Source organism: Streptomyces sp. NTD91 (genome assembly GCF_059510455.1).
On record NZ_JCAJZW010000019.1, the window covers coordinates 55,652 to 72,554 of the forward strand.

At 71.9% G+C, this 16,903-nt stretch carries 12 protein-coding genes and 2 tRNA genes; 3 read left to right on the plus strand and 11 right to left on the minus strand.

Annotated features, from left to right (window positions below):
- Positions 1-17: 17 nt before the first annotated feature.
- The 5 genes from AC5WRT_RS20600 to leuS all read right to left on the minus strand — a co-directional run bounded on the left by AC5WRT_RS20600 (position 18) and on the right by leuS (position 8,793).
- Entirely contained in the window at positions 18-2,675 is a 2,658-nt protein-coding gene (locus tag AC5WRT_RS20600; protein WP_496100492.1) for a ComEC/Rec2 family competence protein, read from the minus strand.
- Positions 2,676-2,830: 155 nt separating this feature from the next.
- Positions 2,831-3,577, minus strand: coding sequence for a ComEA family DNA-binding protein (locus tag AC5WRT_RS20605; protein WP_496100477.1), 747 nt, complete (start codon positions 3,575-3,577; stop codon positions 2,831-2,833).
- A 562-nt stretch (positions 3,578-4,139) separates the two neighbouring features.
- Complete coding sequence (locus tag AC5WRT_RS20610; RefSeq protein ID WP_496094829.1) at positions 4,140-4,985, minus strand: DegV family protein; 846 nt, start codon at positions 4,983-4,985, stop codon at positions 4,140-4,142.
- Between the two features lie 71 nt (positions 4,986-5,056).
- Entirely contained in the window at positions 5,057-5,770 is a 714-nt protein-coding gene (locus AC5WRT_RS20615) for a hypothetical protein (RefSeq protein ID WP_496100478.1), read from the minus strand.
- Positions 5,771-5,910: 140 nt separating this feature from the next.
- Complete coding sequence (leuS, locus tag AC5WRT_RS20620; protein ID WP_496100479.1) at positions 5,911-8,793, minus strand: leucine--tRNA ligase; 2,883 nt, start codon at positions 8,791-8,793, stop codon at positions 5,911-5,913.
- A gap of 423 nt (positions 8,794-9,216) precedes the next feature.
- Between leuS and AC5WRT_RS20625 the strand changes: the two genes are divergently transcribed.
- Both AC5WRT_RS20625 and AC5WRT_RS20630 read left to right on the plus strand, forming a co-directional pair.
- Entirely contained in the window at positions 9,217-10,494 is a 1,278-nt protein-coding gene (locus tag AC5WRT_RS20625) for a cytochrome b/b6 domain-containing protein (protein ID WP_496094826.1), read from the plus strand.
- Complete coding sequence (locus tag AC5WRT_RS20630) at positions 10,491-12,101, plus strand: NADH-ubiquinone oxidoreductase-F iron-sulfur binding region domain-containing protein (protein WP_496094825.1); 1,611 nt, start codon at positions 10,491-10,493, stop codon at positions 12,099-12,101. Before AC5WRT_RS20625 ends, AC5WRT_RS20630 begins: the two co-directional genes overlap by 4 nt.
- 115 nt (positions 12,102-12,216) lie before the next feature.
- On the opposite strand, the gene AC5WRT_RS20635 is transcribed toward AC5WRT_RS20630, so the two are convergent.
- The 3 genes from AC5WRT_RS20635 to AC5WRT_RS20645 all read right to left on the minus strand — a co-directional run bounded on the left by AC5WRT_RS20635 (position 12,217) and on the right by AC5WRT_RS20645 (position 12,988).
- Positions 12,217-12,289: transfer RNA gene (locus AC5WRT_RS20635), tRNA-Ala, on the minus strand.
- A gap of 288 nt (positions 12,290-12,577) precedes the next feature.
- Entirely contained in the window at positions 12,578-12,811 is a 234-nt protein-coding gene (locus tag AC5WRT_RS20640; RefSeq protein ID WP_003976229.1) for a hypothetical protein, read from the minus strand.
- Positions 12,812-12,814: 3 nt separating this feature from the next.
- Positions 12,815-12,988: a hypothetical protein gene (locus AC5WRT_RS20645; protein WP_496094824.1), complete on the minus strand. Its 174-nt coding sequence runs from the start codon at positions 12,986-12,988 to the stop codon at positions 12,815-12,817.
- Positions 12,989-13,687: 699 nt separating this feature from the next.
- Here AC5WRT_RS20645 and AC5WRT_RS20650 point away from each other — a divergent pair.
- Positions 13,688-15,355: a hypothetical protein gene (locus AC5WRT_RS20650; protein WP_496100480.1), complete on the plus strand. Its 1,668-nt coding sequence runs from the start codon at positions 13,688-13,690 to the stop codon at positions 15,353-15,355.
- 202 nt (positions 15,356-15,557) lie between these two features.
- On the opposite strand, the gene AC5WRT_RS20655 is transcribed toward AC5WRT_RS20650, so the two are convergent.
- The 3 genes from AC5WRT_RS20655 to rsfS form a co-directional block, all read right to left on the minus strand.
- Positions 15,558-15,630, minus strand: a tRNA-Ala gene (locus tag AC5WRT_RS20655).
- 116 nt (positions 15,631-15,746) lie between these two features.
- Positions 15,747-16,415: a histidine phosphatase family protein gene (locus tag AC5WRT_RS20660; RefSeq protein WP_496094822.1), complete on the minus strand. Its 669-nt coding sequence runs from the start codon at positions 16,413-16,415 to the stop codon at positions 15,747-15,749.
- Positions 16,412-16,858: a ribosome silencing factor gene (gene rsfS / locus AC5WRT_RS20665; protein ID WP_496094821.1), complete on the minus strand. Its 447-nt coding sequence runs from the start codon at positions 16,856-16,858 to the stop codon at positions 16,412-16,414. The genes AC5WRT_RS20660 and rsfS overlap by 4 nt, the downstream gene beginning before the upstream one ends.
- Positions 16,859-16,903: the final 45 nt, after the last annotated feature.

The following is a 16,903-nucleotide window of genomic DNA, read 5'->3' on the forward strand; positions in this document are numbered from 1 at the left end:
GTCTGGCGAACACCCGGTCATCGGTCTCTGGCCACCCGCACCTCCCCACCCGTCCCTCCGGTCCCGCCGACCGCGAGTTCTCCGTCCCGGTCGGTGCGCAGGACCAGCGCTCCGCCCGCCCGCAGCGCGGCCACGGTCGCCGGTGCCGGGTGTCCGTACGGGTTGTCCTCACCGCAACTGATGAGGGCCACGCGGGGAGCCGCGAGCCGTATCAGCTCCGGATCCTGATAGGCGGATCCATGATGGGCCACCTTCAGCACGTCCACACCGGCCAGCTCCGCCGCCTCCGGTGACCGCGCCAGCGCCTGCTGCTCCGGCGGTTCGAGATCGCCCAGCAACAGCAGCCGCAGCCCGCCGGAGCGGACCAGCATCGCGACGCTGGCGTCGTTCGGCCCCTCCGGCTCCGGCACCGGGCCGGGCCAGAGCGGGGTTCGTGTGTCTCCAGGTGGCCGGATGCCGGGCGGGGGCCACAGGACCCGCCAGGACAGCGGTCCGGTGCGCCGCTCCTCTCCCGCCACGGCCCGCGTGACCGGAATGTGCCGCGCCGCCGCCTCCCTTCCGACGAACTCGGCCTGATCGGCGGGCTCCTCGAATCCCGTGGTCTCGATCGCGGCCACCGAACGGCCCCGCAGGACCCCGCGCAGTCCCGCGACATGGTCGGCGTGGAAGTGTGTCAGGACGAGCAGCGGAATCCGGGTGATGCCCAGTTGCCGCAGGCAGTGGTCGACCAGCGCCGGATCGGGTCCGGTGTCCACGACCACTCCGGCTCCCTCGCCCGCCGCCAGGACCGTCGCGTCGCCTTGTCCCACGTCGCACATCGCGTACCGCCAGCCCGATGGCGGCCAGCCCGTGATCACCCGGGTCAGCGGCGCCGGCCGCACCACCGCCAGCAGCACCAGCACCGCGAGCAGCCCGCACCACCACGGGTGCCGCGCGAGCCGCCGGCCTGCCAGGACGACGGCGACGGTGACTGCCGCGAGCGCCAGCGCCCCCAGCCAGCTTCCGGGCCAGCCGACTCCCGCGCCGGGCAGCGCGGCCCCCGTCCGGGCGACTCGGGCGATCCACCCGGCGGGCCAACTCGCGCACCATGCCAATGCCTTGGCCGGTTCCATCGCCACCGGCGCCGTCACCAGCGCCGCGAACCCCAGTACCGTGGCCGGTGCCACCGCCACCTCGGCCAGCATGTTGCACGGCACGGCCACCAGGCTCACCCGCGCCGACAGCACCGCCGTGACCGGCGCACACACCGCCTGTGCCGCGGCGGCCGCTGCCAGCGCCTCCGCAAGCCTGGGCGGCACCCCGCGCCGCCGCAGCCCCTCGCTCCACCCCGGAGCCAGGACGAGCAGCGCGCCGGTGGCCAGCGCGGAGAGCAGGAAGCCGTAGCTGCGGGCCATCCATGGGTCGTAGAGCACCAGCAACAGGACGGCCGTGGCCAGCGCGGGCAGAAGGGACCTACGGCGCCCGGTGGCCAGGGCGAGCAGCGCGACCGCGCCGCAGGCCGCCGCCCGCAGCACGCTGGGGTCGGGCCGGCACACCACCACGAATCCCAGCGTGAGCACTCCGGCGAGCAGCGCGGTCGCCCGCAACGAGAGCCCGAGGCGCCGGGCCAGGCCGCGGCGCTCGGCCAGCTGGGCCAGTCCGGGCGGGCCGACGAGCAGCACGAGCAGGACGGTGAGATTGCTGCCGGACACGGCCAGCGTGTGCGCCAGATCCGTCTCCTTGAACGCGTCGTCCAGCTCGGGTGTGATCCGTGAGGTGTCACCGACGACGAGCCCAGGAAGGAGCGCCCGCGCGTCCCCCGGCAGACCGTCGGTCGCCGCCCGCAGCCCGGCCCTGAGCCGTCCCGCCAGCCGTTGCGGTCTGCTGGGCCCGGCCACGATCCTCGGCCCCGGACCGCCACGCACCCGCAGCACGGCCGCGATCCGCTCGCCACCGGTCAGTGCGGGCGCCAGCCGTCCTGCGACCCGCAGGCGCGTGGACGGCAACAACCCCTGCCAGGCCTCGCGCCCACCCTGCGGGCCCTGGGTACCCCACGCGCCCGGGCCGGCCGGGTGTGCCGCGTTCCCCCCGGTCGCAGAACCGCCGTTGCGAGCGGCAACTCCTTCCGGCACCGGGACGTCCGCGTCGACGACCAGCAGCACCGGAGTCCGCGTCCGCATGCTCGTCCCGTCGCTCCGCTCGACGCGCCGCACCTCCGCCCTGGCCAGTACCGCCACCGGCGCCGTGTGATCACCGCGTACCCGCGGCCGGCTCAGCCAGGGGTCGCCGCTCACCTCGACCTCGGCGGTCACGCTCGCGTACCGCCGGGCCAGCTCGGGCACCGGCCCGCGCCGTACGTCCGCCCCGTGCAGTCCGGCCGAGACCGCCGCCGCGGCAGCGCAGAGCAGCGCGGCTGCGACGGAGGCACGGGCCCACGCGAACCGCCCTGGCGGCTGAGCCTCCTCGCTCCCCGGTACCCGCCCGGCCTGCGCGCTCCGTTCCGGCCGCACGGCCGGTGCGTGAGGTGCCGCCGGTGCCGGCCGTCCGGTCCGGCCCGGTCCCCGCGCCCACAGCAGAACGACCCCGCTCACCAGGCAGGCGCCCGCGATCCCGGCCGTCCAGGCCGCCGGTGCGTCCAGGGTCAGGGCCGCCGTGGCCCAGGCCGCGAGCGCGGGCGGCACCAGACGCAGGTCCAGGGGCCCCGACCGGTCATCGCGAGCCGTCCCGTCCTCCTCTGGGCCGCGACCCGCGCCGCCGGTCCCTGGGTCCGCCGGTCTCCCCCTTCCTCGCCCGGCGTCCGCGAACGGGCCGGTACTTCCGCGCCGCGGCGGCCGGTCGACGATCGTGCGGCTCATGGCCGTACCAGTTTCCGCAGATCGCCGAAGCGGCGCTCGCCGATGCCGTTGACCTCGCGCAGTTCGTCCACCGAGTGGAAACCGCCGTGCTGGGTGCGGTAGTCGATGATGTGCTGAGCCAGGACCGGACCGACGCCGGGCAGCGCGTCGAGTTGGTCAGCCGTGGCCGTGTCGAGGGAGACGGGCGCGGCGGGACCCGCTCCGGCCGGTCCGGTGGCCGACCCCGCCGCCAAGCCGGGCTGAGCCATCGCCCCGGCGGGTGCGCCGACGACGACCTGTTCACCGTCGGTCAGGAAACGGGCCCGGTTGAGCCCCTCGGTGCTCACGCCCGGGCGGACACCGCCGGCCGCTCGCAGCGCGTCGACCACCCGGGAGCCGGCCGGCAGCCGCTGGATCCCCGGTTTGCGGACCTTGCCGCTGACGTCCACGACGATCTGCCCGCCGGGCGTAGCCGACACGACCGCGCTCCCCTTCGCGCCGTCTTCCTTCTTGGCGTAGGGCGTCTGCCCTGCCGTGTAGGGCTTGTCCGCGCGCACCACTTGAGGGGCGCTCAGGGATTCGGCCCGCCCGGCCCAGAAGTGCTGCACGGCGAACACGGCGGCGGCAACGAGCACCACGGCGAGCGCCACGGCTCCCCGCCGGTCCACCCCGCACCGGGCCTGCAACCACGCGGGCATCCGCTCCCGCAGCGCGAGCCCCACACGCTCCCGCCGGCCGGGGCCGAAGGGCAGTGGCGCCTTCAAGGTGCCCGCGGCACCGCCTGGCTCGGCGTCTTCGAGCGCCGAGGTCGACGCCGGCCCGTCAGCCGGCCCCTCGTGCGGTCGCGCGGTCGGGCCGGGCAGGGCCGTGGTCGTCCTCCGAGGGCTCAGCCCGGACGCCCGGCCGGTGACGGGCACCACGGCCGCTCGGGCCGCCGCCTCGCCTGTCGCCCCCGCAGCCCTCACGGTCGGCGGACTCGCGGATCCCTCCGCATCCGGCGGCCCGTTCCCCGACTCCTGCCACTTCACGGCCCGTTCACTGAAGAGGAGATCCGCCCGGCGGCGCAGTTCCTCGGCCGGTGCCGGCAAGTGGTGGCGGGCACGGCGGTGTCCGGTGGGGCGCCGGTGGTGAAAGCGGCCGTCGGAGGCGGGGCCCCGGCCGGGGCCGCTGGTCGGAGTGGCTGTGCGCGAACCTGATCGAAGTGCCATGCGACGAGGATGAGACATCCCGCCGATTCGCGATGATCTTGGTTGAATTCGGGGGAAGGCCACCCTGTTGTGGATAACTTCGCCACTCTTACGAGTGATGGGCGGGCCGCGTGAAGCGTCAGCGAGGTGAGACCACCGCGCCGAGCAGCCCCGGGCCGGTGTGTGCCCCGATCACCGCCCCGATCTCGCTGACATGGAGGTCGGCCAGGCCCGGCACCCGTTGGCGCAGCCGGTCGGCGAGCGCGGCGGCGCGGTCGGGGGCGGCGAGGTGGTGGACGGCGATGTCGACCTCGACGTCGCCCGCCCGCTCGGCGGCGATCTCCTCGAGGCGGGCAATGGCCTTGGACGCCGTACGGACCTTTTCGAGCAGTTCGATGCGGCCGCCGTCGAGTTGGAGCAGGGGTTTGACGGCGAGCGCGGAACCGAGCAGGGCCTGTGCGGCGCCGATGCGGCCGCCGCGGCGCAGATAGTCGAGGGTGTCGACGTAGAAGTAGGCGGACGTGCCCGTGGCCCGTTTCTCGGCGGCCGTGACGGCCTCGTCCACGGTGCCGCCGGCCTCCGCGGCCTCGGCCGCGGCGAGCGCGCAGAAGCCGAGAGCCATCGCGACCATCCCGGTGTCCACCACCCGTACCGGCACCGGAGCCTCGCGCGCCGCGAGGACTGCGGCGTCGTAGGTGCCGGACAGCTCGGCGGACAGATGCAGGGAGACGATCCCCTCGGCGCCGGACTCGGCGACCCTGCGGTAGGTTTCCGCGAACATCTCGGGGCTGGGGCGCGAGGTGGTGACGGGACGCCGCTTCTGCAGCGCCTGGGCCAGGGAGCGCGTGGAGATCTCGGTGCCCTCTTCGAGTGCCTGGTCGCCGAGGACCACGGTCAGGGGCACCGCTGTGATGCCGTGACGCTCCATCGTCCGCGGCGGCAGGTAGGCCGTTGAATCGGTGACGATCGCGACATGGCGGGACATGAGCTGGAGGTTACCTGCCGTGGTGCGCGAGCGGCAGCCCGGCCCCCATGGTGCGGCCCGGAGCGCCCAGGTCAGGTGGTGCTCTCGGGGCGCGGCTTCTTCTGCCAGGGGTGGACGAGGCGTGGTGACGGCGGGGTGATCGCCTGGCGGGTCTGCTCCTCGGCGGGGCGGGGCGGACCGGAGCCGGTGCGCTGCGCCGCCGGGCCGTGGTCCGGGGCGGCGGACGCGGCCGCGGAGCCGGCCGGGGTCCAGTGGCGCAGTGCGTCGGCCTCGATGTCGATCTGGTCGCTGAGCGCGTCCAGATCGTCCTCGACGAAGCGGCGCGCCCGGTCGCGGGCTGCCCGGCGCAGTGAGTCCGCGGACTTCGTGATGCGCTCGGTGCAGCTGCGCAGGTCGGGCAGCCGTGCGGTGAGTTCGGCCCGGTCCGGCTCCGACTCCAGGCGCCTGAGGTCGGCGTCCAGCTCATGCCCGTGCGCGCTGAGTCGCTGGAAGAGGCCGAGGGACTCCTGCAGCGACTCGTCCTGGGCCACGCCCGCGTGCAGCGCGTCCTGAGTGGCACGCATGGAGGTGCGCAGCGCGAGCCGCAGCTGCGCGATCTCGGCGGCGGGGCCGACCTGGACGAAGGACTTGGCGCGCAGAGTGTGGTCCTCGACCGTGCGGCGGGCCTGCTCGATCGTCCGGTCCACACCGCGCTTGGCGGCGCCGACCGCCTTGACCGTGGCGTACACGCCCAGGCCGACGAAGAGCAGGAAAAGCAGGGCGAACACGGCGATCACTGCTTCCACGACGCTCCTCCTCGGGCCGGCGCGGCACTCGCCGCATCGCTTTCCACGGTAAACGCAGCGGGCAGGTGCGGGGTTCCAGAGAAACCCCGAACCTGCCCGTAGGGGACTACCCCGAGACTCTGTTCGCCGCTCGCCGCGGGTTACGCCGGAACGATGTTCACCAGCTTCGGCGCGCGGACGATCACCTTGCGGATGCCCGCGCCGCCCAGCGCCGCGACGACCTTCTCGTCGGCCAGGGCCACCTTCTCCAGCTCCTCCTCGGAGATGGCCGGCGGCACCTCCAGGCGGGCCTTGACCTTGCCCTTGATCTGCACGACGCAGGTCACGGTCTCGTCCACGACGTACTCCGGGTCGGCGACCGGGAAGTCCTGGTGGACGACCGATTCGGTGTGGCCCAGCTTGCGCCACAGCTCCTCGGCGATGTGCGGTGCCAGCGGGGCGACCATCAGCACCAGCGGCTCGGCGACCGGGCGCGGCACCGCCGTACCCGCCTTGGTCAGGTGGTTGTTCAGCTCGGTGACCTTGGCGATGGCGGTGTTGAAGCGCAGGCCCTCCAGGTCCTGGCGGACGCCGTCGACAGCCTTGTGCAGGGCGCGCAGGGTGTCCTCGTCGGGCTCGGCGTCGCTGACGGTGACCTCACCGGTCGTCTCGTCGACGATGTTGCGCCACAAACGCTGCAGCAGCCGGAACTGGCCGACCACCGCGCGCGTGTCCCACGGCCGGGAGACGTCCAGCGGCCCCATCGCCATCTCGTACAGGCGCAGGGTGTCGGCGCCGTACTCGGCGCAGATCTCGTCCGGCGTCACCGCGTTCTTCAGGGACTTGCCCATCTTGCCCAGCAGCCGGGTGACCTTCTCGCCCTGGTAGTAGTAGGCGCCGTCGCGCTCCTCCACCTCGGCGGCCGGCACCGCGATGCCACGGCTGTCGCGGTAGACGTAGGCCTGGATCATGCCCTGGTTGAACAGCTTGTGGAAGGGCTCGGCCGAGGAGACGTAACCCAGGTCGTACAGGACCTTGGACCAGAAGCGCGCGTACAGCAGGTGCAGCACGGCGTGCTCGGCGCCGCCGACGTACAGGTCGACACCGCCGTGCGGCTGGCCCTCGCGCGGGCCCATCCAGTACTGCTCGATCTCCGGGTCGACCAGCCACTGGTCGTTGTGCGGGTCCAGGTAGCGCAGCTCGTACCAGCAAGAACCCGCCCAGTTGGGCATGGTGTTGGTCTCGCGGCGGTACTTCTTCGGCCCGTCGCCCAGGTCCAGGGTGACGTTCACCCACTCCTCGTTGCGCGACAGCGGCGTCTCGGGCTGGGTGTTCGCGTCGTCCGGGTCGAAGGTGCGCGGGCTGTAGTCCTCGACCTCGGGCAGCTCCAGCGGCAGCATCGACTCGGGCAGCGCGTGGGCGATGCCGTCCTCGTCGTAGACGATCGGGAAGGGCTCGCCCCAGTAGCGCTGGCGGCTGAACAGCCAGTCCCGCAGACGGAAGTTGACGGTGCCCTCGCCGATGCCCTTGCCCTGCAGCCACTCGGTGATGCGGGCTTTGGCCTCGACGACGCCCAGACCGTCCAGGGAGACCTCGTCGCTCGCCGAGTTGACCAGCTTCGCCTCGTACGAGACGAACGCGTCGTCCCACGTCGAGGTGTCGGTGCCGCGGCCGTCGGTCGGCTCGACCACGCAGCGGATCGGCAGCTCGAAGGCGCGCGCGAAGGCGAAGTCACGGGTGTCGTGCGCCGGAACGGCCATGATCGCGCCGGTGCCGTAGCCCATCAGGACGTAGTCGGCGATGAAGACGGGGATCTGCTGGCCGTTGACCGGGTTGGTCGCGAACGCGCCGGTGAAGACGCCGGTCTTGTCCTTGGCCTCGGCCTGCCGCTCGACGTCGGACTTCGAGGCGGCCTGCGCGCGGTAGGCGGCGACGGCCTCGGCGGGCGTGGCGTGGCCGCCGGCCCACACCTCGTGGGTGCCCTCCGGCCAGGCTGCGGGCGTGAACTTCTCCACCAGCGGGTGTTCGGGCGCCAGCACCATGTAGGTCGCGCCGAACAGGGTGTCCTGGCGGGTGGTGAAGATCGTGATGTGCTCGCCGTCGATCGGGAAGTCGACGCGGGCGCCCTCGCTGCGGCCGATCCAGTTGCGTTGCTGCAGCTTGATGGCCTCGGGCCAGTCCAGCTCCTCCAGGTCCTCCAGCAGCCGGTCGGCGTAGGCGGTGATGCGCATGTTCCACTGGCGCAGCTTGGCCTTGAAGACCGGGAAGTTGCCCCGCTCGGAGCGGCCGTCGGCGGTGACCTCCTCGTTGGCCAGGACAGTACCCAGGCCCGGGCACCAGTTGACCGGCGCGTCGGAGGCGTAGGCCAGGCGGTACTCGCCCAGGACGTCGGCGCGCTCGCGGGGGTTCAGCTCGCTCCACGCGCGCGTGGTGCCCGGAATCGCGCGCTCACCGGACTCGAACCGGGCGATCAGCTCGGAGATCGGGCGGGCCTTCTTCGCCTCGTCGTCGTACCAGGAGTTGAAGATCTGCAGGAAGATCCACTGGGTCCACTTGTAGTAGTCCGGGTCGATCGTGGCGAAGGACCGGCGCTTGTCGTGGCCCAGACCCAGCCGGCGCAGTTGGGCCTTCATGTTCTCGATGTTGGCCTCGGTGGACACGCGCGGATGCGTGCCGGTCTGCACGGCGTACTGCTCGGCGGGCAGGCCGAAGGCGTCGAAGCCCAGGGTGTGCAGGACGTTGTGGCCGGTCATGCGCTGGAACCGGGCGTAGACGTCGGTGGCGATGTAACCCAGCGGGTGGCCGACGTGCAGGCCCGCACCGGAGGGGTACGGGAACATGTCCATGATGAACTTCTTGGGCTTGGCGACCAGCACGGGGTCGCCCGCCAGGTCACCCTTGGGGTTCGGCGCCGCGTAGGTGCCGTCGGCGTCCCAGAAGTCCTGCCAGCGTGCCTCGATCTCGGCTGCCGTCGCGGCCGTGTAGCGGTGCGGCGCTGCCTCCGCCGACGTAGCGGCGGCGGCAGCGGGGTTCGTCTCGCTCATGATCCTCAAAGCTCCATCGATCGTCTCTGCCTGCGGAAATGAAAAAACCCCTCGCACAGGAGGGGACGCCGCGCCGATGCCGACCTCACGGTTCGACCCGGGGTCGGTACTGATCAGCGCGGCCCGCTAAGCAGAAGGCGTACGGCACGCATGGCGTTAGGGTACCGCAGGCCTTGAGCGAGCGGCGACGGCCTTGAGCAAGCCGGGGCGCGCTTCCGTATCCCTTGTGGACATGCCAGGAACCCAGGGAGAGCTGAATCAAGGTCAACAATTACTTCGCGTACCGTCCACCAAGGGACATCGCGCCAGTCGCATTGTCCTTTGGTAACAACGCAATCACCCAAACCCCCGTACTGATCGGTATGCAGCCACTTAGAGTTCGGCAGCGGGACCGCTTTCCCGAAACTGCTCGGAGTTGCCCCCATGAACCCTCGTCGTAGTACCAGCTCCCTCCCCAAACCCGGCCGCTCGGCCTACGGGGTGGCGTCCGCTGTCGTTCTGCTGCTCATACCCGTGGTCGTGCTGGTCGGAGGCAACCAGTTCCGCGACTTCCTGAACTTCGGCGCGGGCGTGTTGTCCCTGGTCTCGCTCAGCTGCTCGGTGATCTGGGGCCTGCTCGCACAGGACCGGATCTTCCTGAACACCCGGCAGCGGATCGTCGGTCAGGCGGTGCACCGGACGACCGCGGTCGCCTCGATCGCGTTCCTGCTGCTGCACATCACCACGAAGGTCGCACTGGGCCACACGCAGCTGATCGCCGCGATCATCCCCTTCTCGCTCGGTGTCACCGGAATCGGCGGCCTGATCGGGCTGGGCTCGCTGGCGGGACTGCTGATGATCTTCGTGGGCATCACCGGAGCCCTGCGCAGCAACTTCGCCACCCCGGCCCCCGTCGCCGCCCGCTGGCGCGCCATGCACATGCTCGCCTACCCGGCCTGGTGCGCGGCGCTGATCCACGGCCTGTACGCGGGGCGCGCCGCCAAGCCGATCTTCGTGATCCTCTACAGCCTGTCCCTGCTGGGCGTGATGGGTGCCGTCGCTCTGCGCTCCGCGCCGCGCCCGGTCAAGCGCAAGGTCGCCGACCGGCTGGTGACGCTGTTCGGCACCTCCGAGCGGCCGGGGCTCGAGGAGCTGGACGCGAACCGCTCACGGGTGACCGGGCCGGCGTCGACAGGCTTCGAGGAGCGGCGCGAGCCCAGGGCGGCGACCGCCTCTTCCGCGCCGCTCTACCAGTCCCCCGCCACCCCCGCCGCGGAACCCGCGTCGGGCTTCGCCGCCGCCTACCGCGCCGTCTCCACGCCGGGCCGCTCCTGGCAACCGTACGCGGCCGACCAGACCGCCCGCATGGACCTGCCGCTGGATCTGCAGGCCACGGAGGCCGTCCCGCGCGTGGACGGTCAGTCCAACACCTCGGGCAGCTGGCCGGTCCCGTCCCCGCCCCCGGTCGGCGAGGCCCCGCCGTCCGTGTACGACCCGCTCCAGGACACCGGGCAGACCATCCCGGTCTATGGCAATCCAGGCGCCGCCGGCTACGGCGGACGTGACATGTACGACACCGGTGAGACAAACGGCCTCTATGACGCGTACAACGCCAGTGACCCGTACAACAGCGGTCCCGTGACCGAAACGCTGCCCGGCGCGTCCTTCGACACACCGGGCTCGGGCGAATCCTGGAACACGCCGTCCGGAGGCTTTAAGTGAACGAGGCCCTGCCCGACGTCCCCGAAGTCCGCGTGGTCGGTCTTCCGCAGCTCACGTCGGGCTTCGACCTTGTGGAGCGGCTCGATCTGCCCATGCACCTGAAGGTGCACGGGCCGCTCGACCCGCTCGGCGGCGAGCAGCTCGCGCAGCTCGCCGAGAACATCAACCTCAAGGGCCGCGGCGGCGCGGGCTTCCCGTTCCACAAGAAGCTGCGCTCGGTCGCCGAGTCGGCGATCAAGCGCGGGGTGCGGCCGGTCGTCGTGGTCAACGGCAGCGAGGACGAACCCGCCTGCCGCAAGGACACGGTGCTGATCAACCGCGCCCCGCACCTGATCCTGGACGGCGCGCTGCTGTGTGCCGAGGCGCTCGGCGCACGAACCCTGGTGATCGGTGTCACACGCGAGTCGACGCAGCGCTCCATGGAGGCCGCGCTCGCCGAGCGCGGGCTGAGCAACAGCCGTAGATCGGCGCTGCGCGCATGGGTGCAGCGCAACCCGGTGCGCATGGTCACCGGGGCCGCGGCCTCGCTGGTCCGCTCGATCGACGGTGGCCCGGCGATCCCGCCCGGCCGCAAGATCAGCGCCTCGCAGAGCGGCGTCGGCGGCGCGCCCACGCTGCTGTCGAACGCGGAGACGTTCGCGCAGCTGGCCATCGCCGCCCGCATCGGCCCCGAGCGCTACGGCAACACGGGCCTCTACGACGAGCCGGGCACCGTGATGCTCACCGTGTCCGGCGCGGTCGCCCGCCCGATGGTGATCGAGGTCCCCACGGGCGTGCCGCTGCGCTACGTGCTGCAGCTCGCGGGCGCCCCGCCGGTACCGCAGGGCGTGCTGACCGGCGGTTATCACGGCAAGTGGATCGACGCGGCGACCGTCAACGAGGCGATAGTCTCCCGCAACTCCCTGGATGCGGTGGGCGGCTCCCTGGGCGCGGGCGCGATCCTGCCGATCAGCCAGGAGACCTGCCCACTGGGCGAGTCGCTGCGGGTGGCGCAGTGGCTGGCCGAGGAGAGCGCCGGCCAGTGCGGGCCCTGCTACCTCGGGCTGCCGGCCGCGGCGCGCGGCATGGAGGACATCCTGGGCGGCGGCGGCCCGGCCGCCCTGGAGGCGCTGAAGCAGGTCGCGAGGAACGTCAAGCGCCGGGGCGCGTGTTCACACCCGGACGGCTCGGCGATGTTCCTGGAGTCGACCATCAAGGCGTTCACCGACGACCTGGCCGCGCACGTCCTCGGAAACGGCTGCGGACGGCCCGTGGAGGGCGTTCTGCCGCTTTTCGAGGGAGGCAGGGCCCCCACGGGCATCCCGGGCGGCGCAGAGCCCGAGGAGACCGGTGCCAGCCGCCAGAAGATCTACGTCGACTGGACGCTGTGCCGGGGCCACGGGCTGTGCGCCGACATCCTGCCGGAGGTGTTCGAACTCGGCGCCGACGGTTTCCCGACCGTCGCCCAGGCACAGGTGCCGCGCTACGCGGAGGCGAAGGCACTGCGCGCGGTGCGCCGCTGCCCCGCGCTCGCCCTCCGCATCGAGGAGGACACACGCGGGCAGGCGCCGTCCCGCAACCTGCCGGTCGTCTCGCAGGGCCGGGGCCGGCGCGCTCTCGGTCGCTGAGCGTACGAAGGGGGAGGGGTGCCCGAGCCGGGCACCCCTCCCCCTTCGTACGACTGTGTCCTGCGCAACACGTCGAAGGCGGGCCAATCGCGACATGGCCCGCCTTCGACTTCTGTGGAGCTAAGGAGAATTGAACTCCTGACCTCTTGCATGCCATGCAAGCGCTCTACCAACTGAGCTATAGCCCCTTGTTCTGTTGTTCCGCCCGGTTCCCCCGGCGACGACGTAAACACTACAGGGCCTGGTGCGCAGCGCCAAATCGGTTTCAGCCCGATGGCAATACGTGCCTAAATGTCCATTTTTTGGTCCGAAGTCGTCGGTTGCGCGCGCGTGGTGTGGATGCCGCCGGGCGTGATCGGCACACGGCCAGTGCCGCGCCCCGGGGGAGCCGGCATGCGAGCGGGCGCCCCGAAGTCCGCCGGGGCGCCCCGGAATTGCCCTGTCGTCCCTCCGCGCGGCGGTCGGAGGCGCCGACGTCAAGCCGTCACGAAGGAGTAGAAGCGCTTGAGGGTGCAGTGTTCCTCGAGGAGGCGGCCGTAGATCGGCTCACCCTCCAATTCCCGGTACGTCTCGATCGGGTCGCCTTTTATGATCAGCGCCCGCGCGCATTCCTCGCACCAGTACTGGTAGTCGGGATTGACCGGCTCCATGTCACGGACGATCGGCGTACCGCTCCCACACCAGTCGCACTTTCGCCTGTGTGCACCCATCGATCAGCTCCAGCTGTGGCCGCAGGCCGTGCACACGTAGGAGATTCCGCCGTTGTCGCCGAGGACCTGGGCGACACGCGCGGAACCACAGGAAGGGCAGCTCAGCCGGGTGGTCGTGTCCTGTATCAACGCCGCACCGAGGAGGTGGCCGACCTCCTCGCGGATGCTCGCAGGCATCGCTACTCCCTCCCGTCGGGCCGCGCCCCCTTCCGGCCGTTTGATTCTGCCACGGCCGGAGCAATACGGTCAGCGACGCCTCAGTACCAGTCCGGACACGGCGCCCGCCGCGGCCACGGCGGCCGGCGCCCACCGAAACACCTCCTCGGAGGTATACGACCGCAGAGGCCCGAGCGACTCAAGCCGGTCCGGCACCAGTGTGCCGAAAGACGCCGCGCCGAGCAGCCGAGCGAGGACTTTCAGCAGCCCGGCCTCCTCCTGTCCGAACTCTGGGGCACCCCCGGCAGCCTGGACTGACGGCCCCTACCGCATTCGTGACCGATCCGCAAGTGGCCGATGCTCCGAAGGACTGAAAAGCGCCCCTCCGGTCTCGGTGCACTGGAGAAGTCGCCGCGGTTGGCGGCGGTTGTGGTGATTCCGTGTGCGCGACGGCGATGCCTCCCCGAAGAATGACGAAAGGGTCTTGCCATGGTGCATACGACGACGCAGGAGCTCCCACCGGGTGCGGCGCCTCCTCCCGGGCGGGCGGCTCACCGCGTTCGCGGCCATCGCCTCACGTCCGCGATCGCACTCGCCCTGGCTGCCGGAGCCACCACGCTGTCCGGAACGGCTTATGCCCACGGCGGGCTTCCGGGAGGTCACCGGTCCCACGACCGGTCGTCTTCCGAGAGCGCACGCCGCCTTGCTCCCAGCTGCGTCGTGACCCCTCCGAACACCGTCTGCACCTACTCGTACACCGGCGGCGAGCAGACCTTCGACGTCCCGGCCGGTGTCACCGGCGTCACCGTCTCGGCAGCCGGTGCCCCTGGTGGCAAAGGTGTCGGGAACTTCGGCGTGGCCGCCGGCGGGAATGGAGCTGTCGTCAAGGCCACCTTCCCGGTCGCCGCGGGCAACACGCTCTACGTCGAGGTCGGCGGAGCCGGTGGTACGGGTGACACGACCCCCGGCAGTGGCGGGTTCAACGGAGGTGCTCCCGGTGGAGCCGTGGGCAGTGGCGGCGGCGGGGGCGGGGGCGGCGCCAGTGCCGTCCAGACGTGCTCTCTCGGAGCCCCTGGTTGCACCCTCACGGGTGACTCTGGTGACCCGCGGCTGCTCGTCGCTGCCGGCGGTGGTGGTGGCGGCGGCAGCAGCCACGGCGTCGTGGGAGGTGAAGGCGTCGGTGGTAGCGGCGGCACCGGAGCAGGGCCCGGCGGGGCGCCCAACGGGGGCGCGGGGGGCGGCCTCGGAACGCCCGCCGGGAACGGCGGGGGCAACGAGGGCGGCACGGGCGGCAATGCCGGCGGCACCAGTCCGCAGGTCGCCGGTGGTGGTGGCGGCGGCAGCGGCCTCTTCGACTCGTTCAGCGGCGGCGGCGGGGGCGGCACCAGCGGTGGTGGCGGCGGTGGCTCCCTGGGCTATGGCCCCAGCGGAGGCGTCGGTTCCGCCGGGATCGGCGGCTCCGGCGCCAGCGACAGCTCCGTTTTCCCCGATCTCCTCAGCGGTGGGGGCGGCGGAGGAGGGTGGTTCGGAGGCGGGGGCGGCGGCTTCGATCCGTACGACTCCTTCGGGGGTGGCGGAGGAGGCGCCGGATCGTCGTTCGTCGCCGGCAGTGCTACCGCCGCCACATCCGTTCCCGACACCACGGGGACTCCCACCGTCATCATCGCCTTCCAGACACCCGAGGGGCCGACGGGTCCGACAGGGCCGACGGGCCCCACCGGACCCACAGGCCCGGCAGGAGTGGGCACCACCGGTCCCACCGGTCCCACCGGCCCACAGGGCACCGCCGGCTCTACCGGACCCACCGGCCCGGCAGGAGCGGGCACCACCGGCCCCACCGGACCCGTCGGCCCCACCGGATCACAGGGCACCGCCGGCTCTACCGGACCCACCGGCCCGGCAGGAGTGGGCACCACCGGTCCCACCGGACCCGTCGGCCCCACCGGATCACAGGGCACCGCCGGCTCTACCGGACCCACCGGCCCGGCAGGAGCGGGCATCATCGGCCCCACCGGACCCGTCGGCCCCACCGGTCCCACCGGCCCGCAGGGCTCTTCGCTGGACCTCTCCACGGCTGCCAGCAGGCACAACCTCTACCGGGCCGAGGTGGACGCACAGGGCGTCGCGTGGATCCAGGAAGAACGGCTGCGCCGCAGCGGCAACCGATGGATCGCCCTGTCGAACGTTCGGGACTACCCGTCCGGTCCGATCGCGAGTGTCGCCCTGACCGTCGCTGACGCCCGTCTCCACATCTCCCTGCTGACGGACGACGACCAGGTCTACGAGGCCACCTGCCCGGTCGACCGCGGCCGGCTCTCCGAGGAGTTCCTGCACAACGAGTGCAGCCGGTTCCGCGTCGTCGTCGCCCGCAAGTCCCGCTCGGCCTAGTCCTGGCCTGGTCCTCGAAGAAGGCGAGAGCTCCTGTACTGCCGCTCCTCGGCCGCACAGGAGCTCTCGTACGTCGGGCGGCCCTGCCTGCCGAACGTGCTGTGGAGCGCTGCGAACGTCGTACGGCAACAGAAAGATCCCGCCCCCTGACGGGAACGGGATCCTCATCACCGATCTTGACGACTCGACGAGTGTCGATCAGTGGAGCTAAGGAGAATTGAACTCCTGACCTCCTGCATGCCATGCAGGCGCTCTACCAACTGAGCTATAGCCCCTCGCGCCACGCGACGGGGCCGCATGGTGTTCCGCCCCGCTCGGCGGGGCGAACAAGAAGAACTTTAGCCTGTGACCTGCCAGAAAGTGAAATCCGGGGTCCGGGGTGTCCCCCGGCTCAGTCGTCGTCGCCGAGGACGGGCTCCGGGAGGGTGCCGGCGTTGTGCTCCAGCAGACGCCAGCCGCGGACGCCCTCACCGAGCACGGACCAGCAGCAGTTGGAGAGGCCGCCGAGGCTCTCCCAGTGCCGGGCCTCCAGTCCGAGCAGCCGGCCGATGGTGGTGCGGATGGTGCCGCCGTGGCTGACGACGACGAGGGTGCCGTCCTCCGGCAGCTTCTCGGCGTGCCGCAGGACGACGGGTGCTGCACGGTCGGCGACCTCGGTCTCCAGTTCGCCGCCGCCCCGGCGGACCGCCTCACCGCGCTTCCAGGCGGCGTACTGCTCGCCGTGGCGGGCGATGATCTCCTCGTGCGTGAGCCCCTGCCAGACGCCCGCGTAGGTCTCGCGCAGGCCCTCGTCGAGGGTGACGTCGAGGCGGGTGAGGGCGGCCAGCTCGGCAGCCGTGTTCACCGCCCGCTGCAGGTCCGAGGAGATGATGGCGTCCGGCCCCAGGGAGGCCAGCAACCGGGCCGCGCGGCGGGCCTGGCCGACGCCGGTCTCGGTGAGCGCGACGTCCGTGCTGCCCTGGAAGCGGCGCTCCACGTTCCAGGCGGTCTGGCCGTGCCGCCACAGGATGATGCGGCGGCCGCGGCTCCTGCGGTCGGTCACCTCGCCGGTGGCGCTCATCGCCACTCCCCGCCCGGCTCCTGCTCGGCCTCGGCGGCCTGCATCCTCGCGTGCTCCTCCGCCTTGCCGCGGGTGGCCTTGGCGTCGGCGGGCAGCTCCAGCTCGGGGCAGTCCTTCCACAGCCGCTCCAGAGCGTAGAAGACGCGCTCCTCGCTGTGCTGGACGTGGACGACGATGTCGACGTAGTCGAGCAGGATCCAGCGGGACTCGCGGTCGCCCTCGCGCCGCACCGGCTTGGCGCCGAGCTCCTTCAGCAGGCGCTCCTCGATCTCGTCGACGATGGCCTTGACCTGGCGGTCGTTCGGCGCGGAGGCCAGCAGGAAGGCGTCCGTGATCGACAGGACGTCGCTGACGTCGTAGGCGATGACGTCGTGGGCGAGCTTGTCGGCCGCCGCCTGGGCGGCGGTGTTGATGAGCTCAAGGGAACGGTCGGTGGCGGTCACTACGAAGCTTTCGGTCGGCGGTCACTGAACTTCTCAAGGGTCTCA

Coding starts and splice junctions, on each gene's coding strand:
- AC5WRT_RS20640 (WP_003976229.1), bottom strand. CDS start 12,811: ATGGGTGCACACAGGCGAAAGTGCGACTGGTGTGGGAGCGGTACGCCG.
- AC5WRT_RS20660 (WP_496094822.1), bottom strand. CDS start 16,415: ATGAGCGCCACCGGCGAGGTGACCGACCGCAGGAGCCGCGGCCGCCGC.
- leuS (WP_496100479.1), bottom strand. CDS start 8,793: ATGAGCGAGACGAACCCCGCTGCCGCCGCCGCTACGTCGGCGGAGGCA.
- AC5WRT_RS20625 (WP_496094826.1), top strand. CDS start 9,217: ATGAACCCTCGTCGTAGTACCAGCTCCCTCCCCAAACCCGGCCGCTCG.
- AC5WRT_RS20610 (WP_496094829.1), bottom strand. CDS start 4,985: ATGTCCCGCCATGTCGCGATCGTCACCGATTCAACGGCCTACCTGCCG.
- AC5WRT_RS20645 (WP_496094824.1), bottom strand. CDS start 12,988: ATGCCTGCGAGCATCCGCGAGGAGGTCGGCCACCTCCTCGGTGCGGCG.